The sequence below is a fragment of the Stenotrophomonas maltophilia genome (assembly GCF_047497515.2).
Classification (GTDB): Bacteria; Pseudomonadota; Gammaproteobacteria; order Xanthomonadales; family Xanthomonadaceae; genus Stenotrophomonas.
In genome coordinates, this window is the sequence record NZ_JAXAXL020000004.1 from 236885 (window position 1) to 256432 (window position 19548).

At 66.5% G+C, this 19548-nt stretch carries 15 protein-coding genes; 9 read left to right on the forward strand and 6 right to left on the reverse strand.

Going from position 1 to position 19548, the window contains the following annotated elements; genetic code table 11:
• Window positions 1–2 precede the first annotated feature (2 nt).
• The 6 genes from selB to fdnG all read right to left on the reverse strand — a co-directional run bounded on the left by selB (window position 3) and on the right by fdnG (window position 9365).
• The gene (selB, locus tag ACMZPQ_RS09620; RefSeq protein WP_197583739.1) at window positions 3–1940 is read right to left on the reverse strand and encodes a selenocysteine-specific translation elongation factor; all 1938 of its coding nucleotides are present in this window, start codon (window positions 1938–1940) and stop codon (window positions 3–5) included.
• Window positions 1937–3361, reverse strand: coding sequence for an L-seryl-tRNA(Sec) selenium transferase (gene selA, locus ACMZPQ_RS09625; protein WP_197583741.1), 1425 nt, complete (start codon window positions 3359–3361; stop codon window positions 1937–1939). The genes selB and selA overlap by 4 nt, the downstream gene beginning before the upstream one ends.
• 4 nt (window positions 3362–3365) lie before the next feature.
• On the reverse strand, window positions 3366–4349 hold the full coding sequence (gene fdhE / locus ACMZPQ_RS09630; protein ID WP_197583745.1) for a formate dehydrogenase accessory protein FdhE: 984 nt from the start codon (window positions 4347–4349) through the stop codon (window positions 3366–3368).
• Between the two features lie 375 nt (window positions 4350–4724).
• Window positions 4725–5372 (reverse strand): formate dehydrogenase subunit gamma, encoded by a 648-nt coding sequence (locus ACMZPQ_RS09635; protein WP_197583953.1) that lies wholly within the window; start codon window positions 5370–5372, stop codon window positions 4725–4727.
• On the reverse strand, window positions 5369–6286 hold the full coding sequence (fdxH, locus tag ACMZPQ_RS09640) for a formate dehydrogenase subunit beta (protein ID WP_053450686.1): 918 nt from the start codon (window positions 6284–6286) through the stop codon (window positions 5369–5371). Before fdxH ends, ACMZPQ_RS09635 begins: the two co-directional genes overlap by 4 nt.
• A 10-nt stretch (window positions 6287–6296) precedes the next feature.
• A complete protein-coding gene (gene fdnG, locus ACMZPQ_RS09645) occupies window positions 6297–9365 on the reverse strand; it encodes a formate dehydrogenase-N subunit alpha (RefSeq protein WP_197583954.1) in 3069 nt (1022 codons plus the stop codon).
• A 292-nt stretch (window positions 9366–9657) separates the two neighbouring features.
• Between fdnG and gmk the strand changes: the two genes are divergently transcribed.
• From gmk to ACMZPQ_RS09690, 9 genes are all read left to right on the forward strand, one after another.
• Entirely contained in the window at window positions 9658–10323 is a 666-nt protein-coding gene (gene gmk / locus ACMZPQ_RS09650) for a guanylate kinase (RefSeq protein WP_014038334.1), read from the forward strand.
• A 110-nt stretch (window positions 10324–10433) separates the two neighbouring features.
• Window positions 10434–10733 carry a DNA-directed RNA polymerase subunit omega gene (rpoZ, locus tag ACMZPQ_RS09655; protein ID WP_005410877.1) on the forward strand — a complete coding sequence of 100 codons (300 nt, stop codon included), beginning with the start codon at window positions 10434–10436 and terminating at the stop codon, window positions 10731–10733.
• A gap of 105 nt (window positions 10734–10838) precedes the next feature.
• Complete coding sequence (locus tag ACMZPQ_RS09660) at window positions 10839–13001, forward strand: RelA/SpoT family protein (protein ID WP_197583956.1); 2163 nt, start codon at window positions 10839–10841, stop codon at window positions 12999–13001.
• Window positions 13002–13220: 219 nt separating this feature from the next.
• Window positions 13221–13607, forward strand: coding sequence for a RidA family protein (locus tag ACMZPQ_RS09665; protein ID WP_005410875.1), 387 nt, complete (start codon window positions 13221–13223; stop codon window positions 13605–13607).
• Between the two features lie 7 nt (window positions 13608–13614).
• Window positions 13615–15726 (forward strand): ATP-dependent DNA helicase RecG, encoded by a 2112-nt coding sequence (recG, locus tag ACMZPQ_RS09670; protein WP_197584466.1) that lies wholly within the window; start codon window positions 13615–13617, stop codon window positions 15724–15726.
• Between the two features lie 397 nt (window positions 15727–16123).
• Entirely contained in the window at window positions 16124–17062 is a 939-nt protein-coding gene (locus ACMZPQ_RS09675) for a nucleoside hydrolase (protein ID WP_197584395.1), read from the forward strand.
• An 88-nt stretch (window positions 17063–17150) separates the two neighbouring features.
• Window positions 17151–17393 carry a type B 50S ribosomal protein L31 gene (locus tag ACMZPQ_RS09680; protein WP_005410871.1) on the forward strand — a complete coding sequence of 81 codons (243 nt, stop codon included), beginning with the start codon at window positions 17151–17153 and terminating at the stop codon, window positions 17391–17393.
• Window positions 17394–17689: 296 nt separating this feature from the next.
• The gene (locus tag ACMZPQ_RS09685) at window positions 17690–18967 is read left to right on the forward strand and encodes a citrate synthase (RefSeq protein WP_197584393.1); all 1278 of its coding nucleotides are present in this window, start codon (window positions 17690–17692) and stop codon (window positions 18965–18967) included.
• Window positions 18968–19354: 387 nt separating this feature from the next.
• Window positions 19355–19548 (forward strand): hypothetical protein (locus tag ACMZPQ_RS09690; RefSeq protein WP_495495830.1); only part of this gene is annotated, 194 nt, incomplete at its 3' end.

Here is a 19548-nt window from a genome sequence, read left to right on the forward strand (position 1 = left end):
GCTCAACCGTGCGGGGCGTTCCATTGCAGATCGCCGCGCGGCCGATGCTGGTCACCGACGCGTCGAGTGTAGCCAACGCGATTGAAGAACTCCAAGATCTGGATGCTGCGCTTGCGGCCCAGGCCGATGGCATCGCGGAACGCGGCCGCATCCACGGTGCCGGTAGCCCGTGACAGCTGCGCGACGATCGCGGCGAGTTCGGCGATGCGGGCCGGTGCATAGAACAGGTCCGGCACCACCTGGAACAGTTCGCCGCGCGCGGCGGCGCGGCGCAGGATGGCGCGGACCTCGTCTTCGGCGAGGCCAAGCCCGTCGGCCAGGGTACGCACCCAGGGCGGATCGAAACCGCCGGCGTGCAGCTGTGGCTGCACGCGTTCGAGCAGCTGGCGTTCGCGTTCCGGTGGTGCGTGGTCGTGGCCGGGCAGGCGCCACCACGCGCCCACGCGCTGCACGCCGCCGTCATCGAGCAGGTCCTGCAGCAGCGCGTTCCACAGGCTGGTCGCCAGCGCAGGAAGGGTGCTGCGCTGCAGGCGTCCGCTGTCGACACCGGGTTCGTCCGGTCGTCGCTCGTGCCAACCCCGCAGCGAAGTGATCACCTGCTCGCGAAGCGCCTGCCAGTGTGAGGCGAGGATGACCACCGTGTCTTCGCGGGTCGCGATGCTCCGTGCACCCTCGGGCAGGTCGATCTGCTCGATGGCACGCCGGCAGTAGCGTTGCAGGGCGGCGACGGACACACCGGCTGGAGCCTGCTGCAACAGCGGGCCGATGCCGGTGCCGGCCGCCAGTAGCTCCAGCGCTGCCAGCCACGCGAGCCGGGCCGGGCTGCGTCGCCGCCGTTGCGGGGGCGCCGGGTCAAGCACGATGCCGCCTCCCAGCGTGTGGGTCGCAGCCGAGTCGCGGGCGATGAAGCGGTCACCGCACATCGCGCAGACCGGGGCATCGAAGACCAACTGCACGCGTTGGCCGATGCCGTGGTCAGGGTCGGGGTCTTCCAGCAGGACCACGTGGGCCTGCCGGTGCATCGTGCCCCAATGGATGTGCAGTGGCGCCCGGTCGCGCAGCGGCGGCGCCAACGCGGAAAGCCGCAGGCGCACGTCGACGCGGGTGGTGGCCCGCATCGCACGCGGATCGGCAATCCAGTCGCCACGATGGATATCGTCGCGGGCGATGGCCGCCAGGTTCAGTGCACAGCGCTGACCGGCCATCGCGTGGTCGCTGGCCTGGTTCTGCGCATGGATGCTGCGCACGCGCACGTCGGTGGCAACCGGCATCAGCTGCAAGTGTTCGCCTGCCGCGGCGATACCGCCGTGCACCGCGCCGGTCACCAGCGTGCCGTGGCCCGCCAGCGAGAACACGCGGTCCACCGGCATGCGGAACAGTTCACCGCGCAGCGCGTCCTGGCGCGCGTTGGCATCGCCCGCGGCCCACGCGTGCAGGTGGGCGCGCAACGCGCCGATGCCTGCATCATCGGGCGCGGTGCTGTTGCAGGCAAACACGGGGGAATCCTGCAGCGGCGTGCCGGCCAGCAGCGCGGCGATCTCGATCTCGACCCGTGCGATGCGCGCGGCATCCACGCGGTCGATCTTGGTCAGCGCCACCACGCCGCGATCCACGCCCAGCAGCTGCAGGATCGCCAGATGCTCGCGGGTCTGCGGCATCACCCCATCGTCGGCAGCGACCACCAGCAAGGCGACGTCGATGCCGGTGGCGCCGGCCACCATCGTATGCACGAAGCGCTCGTGGCCTGGCACGTCCACGAAGCCCAGCGTTGCTGCGGGACCCTGCGCTTCGGTGCCCTCAAGGGGGACGTATGCGTAGCCCAATTCGATGGAAATGCCGCGCGTGCGTTCTTCCTGCAGGCGATCGGTCTCGATGCCGGTCAATGCCCGTACCAGGCTCGTCTTGCCATGGTCGATATGCCCGGCGGTGCCGACGATCATGCCTGCAGCGCGCTCCATTGCGCGAGGAAGCGCGCTTCGTCGACGGGCTCGAGGCAGCGCAGGTCCAGCCACAATGCATCATCGGCGATGCGGCCCAGCACCGGCTGCGGCAACTGGCGCAGGCGCTTGGCCAGGTGATCAAGACCGCCACGACGGGCACTTGTGATGCGCAGCCCGGCACTGGCCAGCTGCGCCTGTGGCTGCGCGCCGCTGCCGATCTGGCTGTGCATCGAGGCATGTTCAAGGATGTAGCCGGCCGCCAACGCTTCGCGCATCGGCGGCAGCAGGCGCTGCGCCTGCGCTTCGATCTCCTGCTGCGTGCGCGACAGGCTGCGCAGGGTCGGCAGCCGCTGTGCCAAGTGTTCCGGTTCACGATACAGGGCCAGTACGGCTTCCAGCGCGGCCAGGCCCATCTTGTCCATGCGCAGCGCGCGCTTGAGCGGGTTGCGGTTGATCCGCGCGATCAGATCGGCGCGGCCGGCAATGATGCCGGCCTGCGGCCCACCCAGCAGCTTGTCGCCGCTGAACGACACGAGGTCTGCACCGGCCGCCAGTGCGTCCTGCACGGTTGGCTCGTGTGGCAGGCCGAACAGGGCCAGATCACACAGGCTGCCACTGCCCAGGTCCACTGCCAGCGGCAGACCATGCTGGTGCGCGATGGCGGCCATCGCAGCGGTATCGACCTTGGCGGTGAAGCCGGTGATTGCATAATTGCTCGCGTGCACTTCCATCAGCAGCGCGGTGCGGGCGCCGATGGCGTTGGCGAAGTCGGCCGGGTGGGTGCGGTTGGTGGTACCCACCTCCAGCAACCGGGCGCCCGCGCTACGCATCACATCAGGAATGCGGAAGGCCCCGCCGATCTCCACCAGTTCGCCGCGTGAGACCACCACCTCGCGACGGTTGGCCAGGCTGTTGAGCAGCAGCAGGACCGCCGCCGCATTGTTGTTGACCACGGTGGCGGCTTCGGCGCCGGTAAGTTCGCAGACCAGCGCCTGTACCCGTGCATCGCGATCGCCGCGACGGCCGCGGCTGAGGTCGAATTCCAGATCGACCGGTGCGGTCATCGCGCGGTTGACCGCGTGCACGGCGGCTTCGGGCAGCAGGGCGCGACCGAGGTTGGTGTGCAATACGGTGCCGGTCAGGTTGAACATCGGCTGCAGGTCCAGCCGCGCATCGTTGGCCAGTGCGGCGTTGATCGCTGCGGTCAGCGCCGGACCGTCGATCGCCTCCTGCAGTTGCGCGGTCGAAAGCTGACCGGCACTGGTGCGGTCACGCAGCATCTGCAGGTGCGCACGCAGCAGTTGGGTGATGCGGCTGCGACCATGGCCTTCCATCAGCCCCGCCAACGCCGGCAGGCGCAGCAGCCGATCCAGCGAGGGCAGGGCGGACGCCGATGCCGGGGCGTGGGGCGTGGCTGTCATCGCCTCAGTCGCCGTCGGATTGCCACAGCAACGGATTCTGGCTGGCGCGTGCATAGCCTTCCTCGCACAGCAGCAGGTCCAGCGACAGCGTGCCGAGGTCATCGGCCACCGGCTCAAGTGCCGGGTCCTTTTCCAGGTACAAAATCTTGCGGTAGCTGTGGCAGTGGTCGCAGGTCTCGGCGCGTATGGCGCTCTCGCGCACGACCTCACCGGTATCGCCGTCCTTGTCGGCCAGCGCGCGGTAGGCGATGTCCTTGCCGGCTGCGCCGCACTGGCTGCACTGCACGCGCACGTAATGCCACTGGCAGGCGCACAGCGAGCACGACAGGTAGCGGTAGGACGCATACGGCGGGCGCGCCTGTACCACGCTGGCCACCGGCAGCGTGCCGCACAGGGGGCACAACCCCGGCGCATCGGGCAGCGGCTTCAGGTCGGTGGGACGGAAGTTGTCCGCCAGCACCGCCCAGTACACCTGCAGCGCGTTCATCACCAGCAGCGCGGCCACCGCATCCAGCGAAGGCGCGTCATCGCGTTCCAGCACCGCATGCGCCTGTGCATCGAGCCATGCGTCATCGGCAGCGGCAACCCGCTGCAATTCCTGCCGGGTCTCCGCCGGCAGTCCGGCCTCATCGGCGCAGTGCCGGCACAGCGTGCGCAGCCAGTCGCGCCAGCAGCCGTCCAGTTGCAGGGTGTTGGCCGGCCGCAACGGCATCCCGGCACCGGCCGCCGCACTCGATTGCTGGGAACGCGCCTGCGCCTGCAGGGGCTCGCGATGCTGCGGCGTCAGCTCGTCCAGCAGCGACTGCTGCGCATCGGCCAGCGCCGCCAGCAGCTGCAGGTAGCCGCCGATGGCGCTGTGCGCAGCCAGGCTGCGCAAGCGCGTCGCACGTCCGGCGAACAGCGACGCGGTATCGGGCAGGATGATGCGCGGAACATCGCGCGAGGCCAGCGTCTCGATCTCACCGGGTTCAAGGATGCGTTGCGCCATGCAGGGCCAGCCGGAAGAACCAGCCTCCATCCTCGCCGTTGTCGGCGCTGGCGTCCAGCGCACTGCCGGCCATTTGAAATGGTTGGGGCCAGATCCGTTTTCCCATGGAAAACGGATCTGACCCCATCGGTTGTTGCCGTGTTCATCGTGTCGACCAAGGTCGACACCCACCAACAGCAGCGGGAAACCCACAGCAGCGGGAAACTGTCGAAGGCGGGGCACTGTGGGTTTGCGGGGTGTCCGCGGCATGGATGCCGCGGCCAAGCCCCCAGGGACGGGTTCACGGCGTCCCCGCAAACCCACAGTGCCCCGCCATCCCCTGGATAGCTGCTGTGGCTTTGGCTTGCAGCGGGTGCAGGGCCGCAGGCCCTGCCACTAACCCTCTTCCCGCCGTCCGCGCAGGATGTCCCGGAACCACTGCCGGTGGTGCTTGTACGCCCACCCATAGGTCACCTTGCCCTGGGTCATCGCCCGCACCGAGCCCTTGATCCAGATCGCCGCATAGATGTGCACCACGATCGCGCACACCAGCACCCAGCCAAACAGCGCATGGGCAAGCACCGAGAAGCGGATCACCCCGATCGGGAACAGGTGGCTGAAGTACTGCCGCCAGATCACGAAGCCGGTCAGCAGCAGTGCCGACAGGCAGCCGATGATGGCCCAGAACAGCAGCTTCTGGCCGGCGTTGAAGCGGCCCACCGGCGGCAGCTTCTCGTCCTCGTTGCGCAGCACATCGCGCATGCCGCGCAGCCACGCGCGGTCGTCGGCAGTGGGCAGGTTGTCGCGCCACATGCGGAAGGCCAGCAAGGCGAAGCCGACCACCATCGCCAGGCCGATGAACGGGTGCAGGATGCGCGTCCACGGCCCGCCGCCGAACAGCTGGGTCAACGGAAACAGGGCAGGGTGGAACAGCGCCAGCCCGGACAGCGCGGTCAGCACGAAGCAGATCGCCACGATCCAGTGGTTGATGCGGGTCGGCGCGCGGTAGCGGATGATCTGCCGCGGGTGCGGTGCGTACTTCATGGCCGCTGCTCCTCTTCGATCTTCTTCGCCTCGTGCTCGGCCTCTTCCTCTTCCTCGTCGTTCACCGTGTTGCGGCCGATACCGATGTAATGCAGGAAGCCGACAAAGGCGGTAGCGGCGATGGCCAGCACGCCCAGCGGCTTGGCCACGCCCTTCCACACTTCCACCATCGGGCTGATGCGCGGGTCCTTGGGCAGGTCGGCGTACAGCTCGGGCTTGTCCACGTGCTGCAGCACGTACATCACATGGGTACCACCGACGCCCTGCGGGTCATACAGGCCAGCGTTCTCGTAGCCGCGTGATTTCAGGTCTTCGACGCGGCCGGCGGCATGCTCGGTCATCGCCTGCTTGCTGCCGAAGGTGATCGCACCGGTCGGGCAGGTCTTCACGCAGGCCGGCTCCTGACCCACCGCTACCCGGTCCGAACACAGCGTGCATTTGTAGGCCTTGTGGTCCTTCTTTGAAATGCGCGGTACGTCGAACGGGCAGCCGGTCACGCAGTAGCCGCAGCCAATGCAGTTCTCTTCCTGGAAGTCGACGATGCCGTTGGCGTACTGGATGATCGCGCCCGGTGACGGGCAGGCCTTCAGGCAACCCGGGTCGCTGCAGTGCATGCAGCCTTCCTTGCGGATCAGCCATTCCAGCTTGCCTTTCTCGTCCTCGTACTCGCGGAACTTCATCACCGTCCACGACTGCTCGCTCAGGTCCGGCGGGTTGTCATAGCTGCCAACGCAGCTGCCGACCTCGTCGCGCAGGTCGTTCCATTCCATGCAGGCGACCTGGCAGGCCTTGCAGCCGATGCACTTGCTCACGTCGATCAGCTTGGCGACCTGGCCGGTGTGCGCACCACGCGCCTCCGGCGAAGGCGTGGTGGTGGCCGAACGGCGGATGATGTCCAGCGATTGCAGTGACATGGCGTGTCTCCTACACCTTCTCGACCTTGACCAGGATGCACTTCGACTCGGGCGTCTGCGAGTTGCCGTCACCGATGGCGTTGGTCAGCGTATTGGCGATGTAGCCGGGCTTGGCTGCACCGAGGAAACCCCAGTGGATCGGTATGCCCACCTGGTGCACGGTCCTTCCATCGATCTGCAGGGCCTTGATGCGCTTGGTCACCATCGCGACGGCTTCGATATGGCCGCGCTTGGAACTCACGCGTACGCGGCTGCCGTTGTTGATGCCCAGCTCGTCGGCCAGTGCCGCGCCGATTTCGACGAACTGCTCGGGCTGGATGATGGCGTTGAGCTTGCCGTGCTTGGTCCAGAAGTGGAAATGCTCGGTCAGGCGGTAGGTGGTGGCCACGTGCGGGAACTCGTCCGGCGAGCCGATCTGCGCACGGTCGCTGGCGAACACGCGCGCGGCCGGGTTGTTCAGCGTCTGCGCCTGGCCTGGGCTGAGCGGGTTGCTGCGCAGCGGCGTATCGAACGGCTCGTAGTGCTCCGGGAACGGACCTTCGGCCATGCCGGCCTTGGCAAAGAAGCGGGCGATGCCTTCCGGGTTCATGATGAACGGGCCCATGCCGCCAGCCGGATCCTCATCAGCCTTGAAATCAGGCACGTCCACGCTGCCCCAGTTCTTGCCGTTCCACGCCAGCAGCGTGCGCCGTGGGTCGAACGGCTGGCCGGCCACGTCGCAGGAGGCGCGGTTGTACATCACGCGGCGGTTGGCCGGCCACGCCCAGGCCCAGCCGAGGGTATTGCCGATGCCGGTCGGGTCGCTGTTGTCACGCCGCGCCATCATGTTGCCGGTCGGTCCCCAGGCGCCGATGTAGATCCAGCAGCCCGACGAGGTGCTGCCATCGTCGCGCAGGTCGCCGAACGCGGCCAGCTGCTCGCCGGCCTTGCGCACCAGTTTGGTCGGGTCCTTCGGATCGAACACATCCACCAGCGCCTTGCCGTTGTATTCCATCGCCAGTTCTTCCGGCGTCGGCACCTCCGGGTTGGAATACTTCCAGGCGAGGTCGCGCACCGGTTCCCACCATGCGCCGCCGTCCTTCTCGTACATCGCCTTGATGCGGTGGAACAGCTCGGACATGATCTCGATGTCGCTGCGCGCTTCGCCCGGTGGATTGGCGCCTTTCCAGTGCCACTGCAGCCAGCGCGAGGAGTTCACCACCGCGCCGTTTTCCTCGGCGAAGGAGGTGGTCGGCAGGCGGAACACTTCGGTCTGGATGGCGCGGGGGTCGACGTCGTTCAGCGCGCCGTGGTTCTGCCAGAAGGCAATCGTCTCGGTTTCCAGCGGGTCCATGCTGACCATGAACTTCAGCTTGGAGAACGCGCTGATCAGCTTGCCCTTGTTCGGCGCCGAGGCCAGCGGGTTGAAGCCCTGGCAGATGTAACCGTGGATCTTGCCTTCGTTCATCAGCTCGTACGCCTGCAGCATGTCGTACGGCTTGTCGAGCTTGGGCAGGTAGTCGAAGCACCAGTTGTTGTCGGCGGTGGCGGCGTCGCCCCACCACGATTTCATCAGGCTGACGTGGAACTTCGGATAGTTCTGCCAGAACGACATCTGGTTGGCGCGCAACGGCTTCTGCGTGCGCTTGGCGATGTAGGCGTCGTAGTCCTGTTCCTCCTGCTTCGGCAAGGTCAGGTAGCCGGGCAGCAGGTCGGACATCAGGCCGATGTCGGTCAGGCCCTGGATGTTGGAATGCCCACGCAGTGCGTTCATGCCGCCGCCGGCCACGCCGATGTTGCCCAGCAGCAGCTGCACCATGGTGCCGGCACGCACGTTCTGCGCGCCCACCGAGTGCTGCGTCCAGCCCAGCGCGTACAGGATGGTCATCGCCTTGTCCTTGCCGGCGGTGGACGCGATCATGTCCCAGACCTGGCGGATGCTGTCGGCCGGCGTGCCGCAGATGCGTTCGACCATCTCCACGGTGTAGCGCGCGTAATGCTGTTTCAGCAGGGTGTAGACGCAGCGCGGGTCCTTCAGCGTCGGGTCGCTGCGCACGAAGCCATCATCGCCATAGACGTAGTCCCAGCTGGAACGGTCGTAGCTGCGCTTCTCTTCGTTGTAGCCCGAGTACAGGCCGTCCTTGAAGGCGAATTCGTCCTTCACCAGGAACGACATGTCGGTGTAGTTCAGCACGTACTCGTGCTGGATGCGGTCCTCGGTCAACAGGTAGTTGATCAGGCCGCCCAGGAACACGATGTCGGTGCCGGTACGGATCGGCGCATACACGTCGGCCACCGCGGCCGAGCGGTTGAAGCGCGGATCGACCACGATCAGGCGGGCCTTGTTGTGGGCCTTGGCTTCGGTCACCCATTTGAAGCCGCACGGGTGCGCTTCCGCGGCATTGCCACCCATGATCAGGATCAGGTCGGCATTCTTGATGTCGACCCAGTGATTCGTCATCGCACCACGGCCTAGTGTCGGGGCAAGACCTGCCACCGTCGGGCCGTGTCAGACACGTGCCTGGTTGTCGAATGCCAGCATGCCGAGCGAGCGCACGACCTTGTGGGTCAGCACCGCGGTTTCATTGCTGGTGGCCGAGGCCGCCAGCATGCCGGTGGTCAGCCAACGGTTGACCGTCTGCCCGGCCTCGTTCTGCTGCACGAAGTTGGCATCGCGGTCTTCCTTCATCAACCGCGCGATGCGGTCCAGCGCATCGTCCCAGCTCAGCCGCTTCCACTCGTTCGAGCCCGGTGCGCGGTACTCGGGGTAGAGCAGGCGCGATTTGCTGTGGATGATGTCGGCCAGGCCGGCACCCTTCGGGCACAGCGTGCCGCGGTTCACCGGATGGTCCGGGTCGCCTTCGATATGGAAGATGCTCGGCTCGGCATTCTTGGCGCCATCGCCGAGGCTGTACATCAGGATGCCGCAGGCCACCGAACAATAGGTACAGGTGTTGCGGGTCTCGGTCGCGCGGGTCAGCTTGTATTGCCGGACCTCCGCGAGCGCGATGCCGGGCGCGAAGCCCATCAGGGCCAGGCTGGAGCCCACCAGGGTTGTCCCGGTGACCTTCAGGAACTGGCGGCGACTCATCGAGGGCATGCCGTTCTCCTTGGATGGCGGGGCGGCACGCAGACCACCCGGCTGTCGGTAGGTACGGGCCGGTTATAGCACAGGGCGCCGGATGCCCATGTGGCACTAGGGCCGGCACCCGTCGGACGGGCGCGCAAAGGGGCCGCTCTGTTAAAGTTGCGTGCCCGCACCCTGGGGAAGCGTCTGCCGGGCCTGGTTCCAGGATGTTCCGCGCAGCCCCCGCCGTCCTGGCGCGATCCTCCGCGCCGGATCTGGAACATCGAGGAAAAATTTTGCGAAATCAACCAGTTGGGTTCCGCGCATGAGCGCCCCGTCGAAGCCGTCGGACGCCGTTGCGCGCGGCACGCTGTACATCGTTGCGGCCCCGTCCGGCGCCGGCAAGAGCAGCATCGTCAATGCCACCCTGGCGCGCGACCCGCAGATCGCCCTGTCGATCTCCTTCACCTCGCGCGCGATGCGCCCGGGCGAAGTGAACGGCCAGCACTACCATTTCGTCTCTGCGGAAAAGTTCGAGGAAATGATCGCCGCTGGCGATTTCTTCGAGCATGCGTGGGTTCACGGCGACTGGAAGGGCACCGCCCGCCAGTCGGTGGAGCCGCAGCTGGCTGCCGGCCAGGACGTGCTGCTGGAAATCGACTGGCAGGGCGCGCAGCAGGTGCGCCAGCTGGTGCCGGGCACGGTTACCGTGTTCATCCTGCCGCCGTCCAAGCAGGCGTTGCAGGACCGGATGCGCAAGCGCGGCCAGGACAGCGAGGCGGTCATCGCCCAGCGCCTGGGCGCGGCGCGTGACGAGATGCTGCACTTCAACGAGTTCGACTACGTGATCGTCAACGAGGTGTTCGACACCGCCGTGGACGAGCTGTGCGCCATCTTCACCGCCAGCCGCCTGCGCCGGGAAGCCCAGAAGGTCCGCCACGCCGGCCTGATCCAGGCCCTGCTGACCCCCGATCCGGGTGCAACTGACTGATTCCAAAAGAATCGGATGGGGGTTGGCTTGATTTTGTCCAGCCCCTGCCAGTACACTCCGTCCCCTTTCCCTCATTCGACTGAGCGGCCGACCGGTCGCCGGGAGCCCGTATGGCCCGCATCACCGTAGAAGATTGCCTGGAAGTCGTTAACAACCGTTTCGAACTGGTCATGATGGCTTCCAAGCGTGCCCGCCAGCTCGCCAACGGCGTGCAGGCCACGCTGGACAACAGCGAGACCGAGGACAAGCCGACCGTGCTGGCGCTGCGTGAAATCGCCGCCCGCAAGATCGACAACGCGCTGATCGACGAAGTCGAGAAGGCCGAGCGTGAGCGCGCCGAGCGCGAAGCGCTGGAGTGGGCCGCCGCTGAAGTGGTCGCCGACGAAGACATGTCCAAGAACGACGATTGATCGCATCGATCAGAGTCATTGCTGGATAGCCGAACAGCCCGCCCCGCGCGGGCTGTTTCGCATTCAGGATTTGCCGTAAACGTCGCGCTGGAATAGGCTTCGGGCATGAACCCAGGCCCCACTGCCAAGGTCGCCGCAGCCGCCACTGCCGCCGTACCCGACTACGTCCTCCAGCTTGAACGCGCCGCCCATTACCTGCCGCCCGAGCAGCTGCCGCTGCTGCGCCGTGCCTGGGAAGTCGGAGCCGCCGCGCACGCTGGGCAGACGCGCAAGTCGGGCGAGCCCTATATCACCCACCCGGTGGCCGTGGCCCAGGTGCTGGCCGAGCTGGGCCTGGACGTGGAAGCACTGATCGCCGCGATCCTGCACGACACCATCGAAGACACCCCGCTGACCCGTGAGGCACTGGCTGCCGAGTTCGGCGAAGCCGTGGCCGAGCTGGTCGACGGCGTGACCAAGCTGGACAAGCTGAAGTTCCGCGACCGCCAGGAAGCGGCCGCCGAGAGCTTCCGCAAGATGCTGCTGGCGATGTCGCGCGACCTGCGCGTAATCATGATCAAGCTGGCTGACCGCCTGCACAACATGCGCACGCTGGGCGCGCAGAGCCGCGAAGCGCGCGGCCGCATTGCCCGCGAGACGCTGGAGATCTACGCGCCCATCGCCCAGCGCCTGGGCATGAGCCTGGTCAAGAGCGAGCTGCAGAACCTGGGCTTCAAGGCGCTGTACCCGTGGCGCCATGCGATCCTGGAAAAGCACATCCGCAGCCAGCCAGTGGTACGTCGCGAGGCGTTGGCGCAGGTCGAAGTCCAGCTGTCGCAGCGCCTGGCCAAGGAGGGCATCGAGCATCGCCTGGTCAGCCGCATCAAGACCCCGTGGAGCATCTACAACAAGATGCGCGACGAGAACAAATCCTTCGACCAGGTGATGGACGTGTTCGGCTTCCGCCTGGTCGTGCGCAGCGTACCCAATTGCTACCACGCGCTCGGTTCGGTGCATGCCACCTTCAAGCCGCTGGATGGCCGCTTCCGCGATTTCATCGCCATTCCCAAGGCCAACGGTTACCAGTCGCTGCATACCGTGCTGTTCGGGCCCTATGGTTCGCCGATCGAAGTGCAGATCCGCACCGAAGAGATGGACCTGATCGCCGAACGCGGCGTGGCCGCGCACTGGACCTACAAGTTCGGCGGTGATTCGCCCAACAGCGCGCAGAGCCGTGCGCATGCCTGGATCGTCGAGCTGATCGATTCGCAGCGCGCCGCCGGTTCCTCGCTGGAGTTCCTCGACAACGTCAAGGTCGACCTGTTCCCGGACGAGGTCTACCTGTTCACCCCGAAGGGCAAGATCCTGGCCCTGCCGCGCAACTCCACCGCGCTCGATTTTGCCTACGCCGTGCATACCGATGTCGGCAACATGGCGGTGGCCTCGCGGGTGGACAAGAAGCTGGTGCCGCTGCGCACCAAGCTGGTGTCGGGCCAGTCGGTGGAAATCATCACCGCACGCTCGGCCACGCCGAAACCGCAGTGGCTGGAGTTCGTGGTCACCAGCAAGGCACGCACCGCCATCCGCCACCAGCTCAAGCAGCTGGAACACGAAGATGCCGTGCAGCTGGGCCATCGCATGCTCGACCGCGCGCTGGAAGCCATGGATTCCTCGCTGGAGCGGCTGCCGAAGGGGCGCCTGGACGCGTTCCTGGCCGAGCACCGCTTCCCGCGCCTGGAGGCCCTGCTGGCCGAAGTCGCGCTGGGCAACTGGATGCCGACACAGGCCGCACAGGCACTGATGGCCTACGCCGAACTGCGCGGTGGCCCGCATTCGCGCCACCACTCGCAGGAAAAGATCCTGATCAACGGCAGCGAACGCGGCGTGGTCACCTTCGCCGGCTGCTGCCAGCCGATTCCCGGCGACGAGATCATGGGCTACCACACCGCCGGCAAGGGCATCGTGGTGCACCGCATGGACTGCCCGAACCTGGCCGAACTGCGCAAGTCGCCCGAGCGCTGGGTGCCGATCGGCTGGGACACCACCGTCTCCGGCGACTACGACACCTCGCTGGTGGTGGAAGTGGAGAACGGCACCGGCGTGCTGGCGCAGCTGGCGGCCGCCATCGCCCAGAGCCACTCCAACATCGAGCGCGTGGACTACCTGGACCGCGACTTCAATGCCGCCGTGCTGGCCTTCAACATCCAGGTGCGCGACCGCAACCACTTGGCCGAAGTGATGCGCCGCCTGCGCCGCCTGTCGGTCGTGCAGTCGGTACGCCGCCAGTAGATCCACGCCATGCGTGGATGCTCCCGGTAGTGCCGGCCGCTGGCCGGCAACCGCGCGATGCCGGCAACCGTTCATGGAGTTGCCGGCCAGCGGCCGGCACTACCATCACCGTGCGGGGGGCAAAGCCGTTTCCCGCAGGGAAACGGATCCGACCCCAGCCGACGTCGCGCCCACCCGGTACAATCACCGCTCTGTTTCCCCCAAGCTCCGGAGCGACCCATGTCCCGCCAGATCATCAACACCGAAAAGGCTCCCGCCGCCATCGGCCCGTACTCGCAGGCCGTGCGCGCCGGCAACACCGTGTACTTCTCCGGGCAGATCCCGCTCGACCCGGCTACCGGCGACATCGTCGGCGCCGGTGATGTCGAAGCCCAGGCCCGTCGCGCCTTCGACAACCTCAAGGCCGTGGCCGAAGCCGCTGGCGGCTCGCTGGACAAGGTCGTGCGCTTGGGCCTGTACCTGACCGATCTGGGCGAGTTCGCCAAGGTCAACGCGGTCATGCAGGACTACTTCCAGGCGCCGTACCCGGCCCGTTCCACCATCGAAGTGTCCGGCCTGCCGAAGGGCGCCAACTTCGAGGTCGACGCGGTGATGGTCATCGACTGACCGCCACGTGGCACGCAAGGCGGCGGTCACCCCGGTCCTGTCACCGTCCGGCGAAGCATCCCTGGCGATGCTCGCTGGCGTGGGCCCGGCCGTGGCCGCCAAACTGCAGGCGCGTGGCCTGGCCACCCTGCAGGATCTCTGGCTTCACCTGCCGCTGCGCTATGAAGACCGCACCCGGCTGACCCGCATCGAAGACCTGCGCAACGGCGTGCCGGCGCAGGTGGAAGGGCGGGTGGTCGCGGTCGAACGCGGCATGCGCTACCGGCCGATGCTGAAGGTGGCGGTGGAGGACGAAGGGCAGGGCACCCTGGTGCTGCGCTTCTTCCATTTCCGCCAGCAGCAGGTCGGCCAGTTCGCGGTCGGCAACCGGCTGCGCTGCTTTGGCACGCCCAAGCCGGGCCACCTCGGCCTGGAAATCGTCCATCCCAGCTACCAGGTGCTGGGCCGCAACGACGATCCCGAACTCGGCGACCGCCTCGACCCGGTGTATCCCACCGTCGAAGGCGTTGGCCCGATGACCATGCGCAAGCTGATCGGCCAGGCCCTGGACCGCCTGCCCGAAGAGAGCACGCTGGAACTGCTGCCCAGCGGTTGGCTGGATGGCCTCAAGCTCCCCTCGCTGCGCAGCGCGCTGCTGACCGTGCACCGGCCGCCGCCGGACGCGGATCTGGCCGCGCTGGCCGCCGGCACCCATCCGGCACAACGTCGCTTGGCGATGGAAGAGCTGCTGGCGCACCACCTCAGCCTGCGTCGCCAGCGCATCGCGTTGCAGGCGCACCATGCGCCGCCGCTGGCCGGCCCCGGCAAGCTGGCGAAGGCGCTGCTGAAGCAGCTGCCGTTTGCGCTGACCGGTGCGCAGGCGCGCGTGTTCAAGCAGATCCGCGAAGACCTGTCGCGGCCCAGTCCGATGCTGCGGCTGGTGCAGGGTGATGTCGGCTCCGGCAAGACCGTGGTCGCTGCGCTGGCGGCAATGCTGGCGGTGGAGCAGGGCAAGCAGGTCGCATTGGCGGCGCCCACCGAGTTGCTGGCCGAACAACATCTCAACAACCTGCGCGGCTGGCTGGAGCCACTCGGCGTACGCGTGTGCTGGCTGGCCGGCAAGGTCACCGGCAAGGCACGCGCCAAGGTGATCGAGCAGGTCGCCAACGGCGAAGCCCAGGTGGTGGTCGGTACCCACGCGCTGATGCAGGAAGCGGTGGTGTTCCAGGACCTGGCCCTGGCCATCGTCGATGAGCAGCACCGCTTCGGCGTCCACCAGCGCCTTGCTCTGCGTGACAAGGGCGCGGGCGCCAACAGCGTGCCGCATCAGCTGGTGATGACCGCCACCCCCATTCCGCGCACGCTGGCGATGTCCGAGTACGCGGATCTGGACGTGTCCGCCATCGACGAGCTGCCGCCCGGCCGCACGCCGGTGCAGACCGTGGCACTCAACAACGACCGTCGCCCCGAGCTGATCGAGCGCATCGCGCTGGCCTGCCAGGAAGGGCGGCAGGTGTACTGGGTGTGCACGCTCATCGAGGAAAGCGAAGAGCTGGATGCAACGCCCGCGCAGGCCACCTACGAATCGCTGCAGGCGCTGCTGCCCGGCGTGCGCGTAGGGCTGGTGCATGGTCGCCTGAAGGCGGCCGAGAAGCTGGCCACGATGGTGGCGTTCAAGGCCGGGGAGATCGATCTGCTGGTGGCAACCACCGTCATCGAAGTGGGCGTGGACGTCCCCAATGCTTCGCTGATGGTGATCGAGAACGCCGAGCGCCTGGGCTTGGCCCAGCTGCACCAGTTGCGTGGCCGCGTTGGCCGCGGTTCGGCGGTGTCGCGTTGCGTGCTGCTGTACCAGGCGCCGCTCTCGCAGATGGCGCGCGAGCGCCTGCAGACCATGCGCGAAACCAACGATGGTTTCGTCATTGCCGAGAAGGACCTGGAACTGCGCGGCCCCGGCGAACTGCTCGGCACCCGCCAGACCGGCCTGGCCGGATTCCGCATTGCCGACCTGGCACGCGACGCCGGCCTGCTGCCGGGTGTGCACGACCTCGCCGAACGCCTGCTGGCCCAGCAACCCGCATTGGCCGACCGCGTGGTGCAGCGCTGGATCGGAACGGCTGTGCGCTACGCCTCGGCGTAAGTGGCGGGGTGAGGCGCTCATCCACGCATGGCGTGGATCTACTGTGTGCGTGAGTCGAGCATAGCTCGACTCCACAGAGCGCCTTTTCGATGATTCCGTGGATGTGTCGACCAAGGTCGACACCTACCAAGGGCCGCGGAAATCTGTCGAAGGCGGGGTGGGTCCGGTGGCGGGGGTGTCCGCGGCATGGATGCCGCGGCCAAGCCCCCAGGGATGGGTTTACGGCGTCCCCCGTCATCGGACCCACCCCGCCATCTCACGGAACGCAGGCTTTTGACGTTGACGTTGACGTTGCCTCTGCAGGTGCAGGGCGCAGCCCTGCCGAACCCCACCCCCCCGTACTTGCAACGGTCATCATCCCGGTCCACACTTCGTTGCCGATCTGAAGACGGCAACGATGACCCACAAGATCCCCCTGTTGATCGACACCGACCCCGGTGTGGACGACGCCCTGGCCCTGCTGATGGCCTTTGCCGATGAACGGCATGACGTGGTCGCCCTGACCATCGCCGCCGGCAATGTCGGCCTGGAATACACCGTCCGCAACGCCCTCAAGCTCTGCGACATCGTTGGCCGCGCCGACGTGCCGGTGTTTGCCGGCAGCCCGGACCCACTGCTGCATCCCTCCGTCGATGCTGCCCACGTGCATGGCCGTGATGGTTACGGCGATGTGGACCTGCCGCCGCCGAGCCGCCAGGCCGAAGCCGAGCACGCTGCGCTGGCCATCCTGCGCCTGTCGCACGAACACGCCGGCGAACTGATGCTGGTGATGCTCGGCCCGCTGACCAATCTGGCGCTGGCGCTGAAGCTGGACCCGACCCTGCCCCAGCGCATCAAGCGCATCGTGGTGATGGGCGGCGCGGTCACCTGCCACGGCAACATCACCCCGGCCGCCGAATTCAACATCGCTTTCGACCCGGAAGCGGCGCACGTGGTGTTTACCTCGTTCAAGCACCTGCTGGTATCGGACTGGGAAGCCACTGTCGCCCATGGCCTGCCGCTGCAGGATGCCGAGCAGTGGCTGCAGGCCGATTCCGATCGTGCCCGCTTCTACGAGCTGATCTCGCGCAAGACCCGTGGCCTGTCCGAGGACAGCAAGGGTGGCCGCTGGTACACCGCCGACGCGGTGGCCATGGCCTGGGCGCTGAACCCGGAAGGGCAGCTGCAGGTCGAGTCGCGGCCGCTGAACGTGGAACTGAACGGCACGTTCAGCCGCGGTGCCACCATCGTCGACTGGAACCGCCAGACCGGCCAGCCGGACAACTGCGATCTGCTGATGGCCTACGACCAGCAGCGTTTCGAGGCCCTGGTACGCCAGGCCCTGGGCGCGGACTGAGGTCGATGTCCCGGTACCGGTTGCCCCGGGCGGCAACCGGTGCTTATAATGCCGCTCTTGACCACCAGCCCATTTACGGTGTGAGCCCATGAAGGCCGATATCCATCCGAACTACCGCGACGTCGTCTTCCATGACGTCACCTCCGATTTCAAGATCCTGACCCGCTCGACCATGGCGACGAAGGAAACCATCCAGTGGGAAGACGGCAACGAATACCCGCTGGTCAAGGTTGAAATTTCCTCGGCTTCGCACCCGTTCTACACGGGCAAGCACAAGGTCATCGACACCTCGGGCCGTATCGACAAGTTCCAGAAGCGCTACGCGCGCTGATCTGTCGATCCAGCTTCGAACCGACGGCCGCGCTCTGCGCGGCCGTTTGTTTTTCCCCAACCCCTGCCCAACGGGTGTTTGGATACGCGGAACACTGCGTTCGTGTGACAACGCTTTTGCCGATCCGGGCCGCTCAACGGCCGGGTTCTGGCTGCCTGTCGTCTACGACTTCTGTCTAGCGCCGGGCAAATGCTGCTGTGCGATAATGGCGTGATCCCCGGCACAGGCCGAGGACGTCATTCACGTGCCTGACCAATGCGCTTGGGCAGGCGCCTTCCCATGAAGGAGCGCACACAGTGTCCGATCTTGATCAGGTCACGCTCAACGCCGGCGATAAGTCCGTCGTTCTGCCCGTCATCAAACCCACCCTTGGCAACGACTGCGTCGACATCGCGAAGCTGACCAAGGAAACGGGGTACTTCACCTACGATTCCGGCTTCACCGCGACGGCCAGCTGCAAGTCCGCCATCACCTACATCGACGGCGACAAGGGCGTGCTGCTGTACCGCGGCTACCCGATCGAACAGCTGTCGGAAAAGTCGAGCTACGTCGAAGTGGCCTACCTGCTGATCAACGGCGAGCGCCCGAGCGCCGAGCAGCTGAAGGCCTTCACCGACGAGCTGGCGGCCGAAGCCAATGTCGATGATTCGATCAACACCCTGATCGGCAGCTTCGCCAAGGATGCCCACCCGATGGCCATCCTGACCGCCGCCATCGCGCAGCTGTCGGGCATCTACCACGCCTCGCTGGACCTGTCCGACGCCGAACAGCGCCGCCAGGCTGCCGTGCGCCTGATCGCCAAGGTGCCGACCCTGTCGGCGCTGATCTACCGCCACGGCAAGGGCCTGCCGGCCAACAAGCCGGATACCTCGCTGGACTACGTCAGCCGCTTCCTGAAGCAGACCTTCGAGTCGGCCGACGGCCAGTACGAGCTGAACCAGGACGTGGTCAAGGCGCTGGACCTGCTGTTCATCCTGCACGCCGACCACGAGCAGAACGCGTCGACCTCGACCGTGCGCCTGGTGGGTTCGACCGGTGCCAACCCGTATGCGTCGGTCGCCGCGGGCGTCACCGCGCTGTGGGGTCCGGCCCACGGCGGTGCCAACGAAGCCGTGCTGAAGATGCTGGAAGAAATCGGCACTGCCGACAACGTCGAGTCCGCCGTGCTCAAGGCCAAGGACAAGACCTCCGGCTTCCGCCTGATGGGCTTCGGCCACCGCGTCTACAAGAACTTCGACCCGCGCGCCAAGGTCATCGGTGAGATGACCGGCAAGGTGCTCAAGCAGCTGGGCGTGCAGGATCCGCTGCTGGACGTGGCCGTGAAGCTGGAACAGGCCGCGCTGCAGGACGAGTACTTCGTCGCCCGCAAGCTGTACCCGAACGTCGATTTCTACAGTGGCATCATCTACAAGGCGCTGCAGATCCCGACCGAAATGTTCACCGTCATGTTCGCCCTGGGCCGTACCTCCGGCTGGGTGTCGCATTGGCTGGAACAGCAGGTCGATCCGGAAATGAAGATCGGCCGTCCGCGCCAGGTCTACACCGGCAGCGACGTGCGCGACTACCAGGGCTGATCGCCCGCAGTAGGTTGTGCTGAAGACGCCCCGCATTCGCGGGGCGTTTTTTTTTGCCTGGCGTTGGTAGGTGCCAACCTTGGTTGGCACGCTCTACGGTATCCCCATAAATCATCCACGCATGGCGTGGATCTACTGCGGCAGCCTGCCTCTGGTGGGTGCCAACCTTGGTTGGCACGCTCTACGGTATCCCCATAAATCATCCACGCATGGCGTGGATCTACTGCGGCAGCCTGCCTCTGGTGGGTGCCAACCTTGGTTGGCACGCTCTACGGTATCTGCGAAGAATCATCCACGCATGGCGTGGATCTACCGCGGCAGCCTGCCTTTGGTAGGTGCCAACCTTGGTTGGCACGCTCTACGGTATCCGCGAAGAATCATCCACGCATGGCGTGGATCTACAGCGGCAGCCTGCCCCTGGTGGGTGCCAACCTTGGTTGGCACGCTCTACGGCATCTGCCTGGAACCATCCACGCATGGCGTGGATCTACCGCGGCAGCCTGCCCCTGGTGGGTGCCAACCTTGGTTGGCACGCTCTACGGCATCTGCCTGGAACCATCCACGCATGGCGTGGATCTACC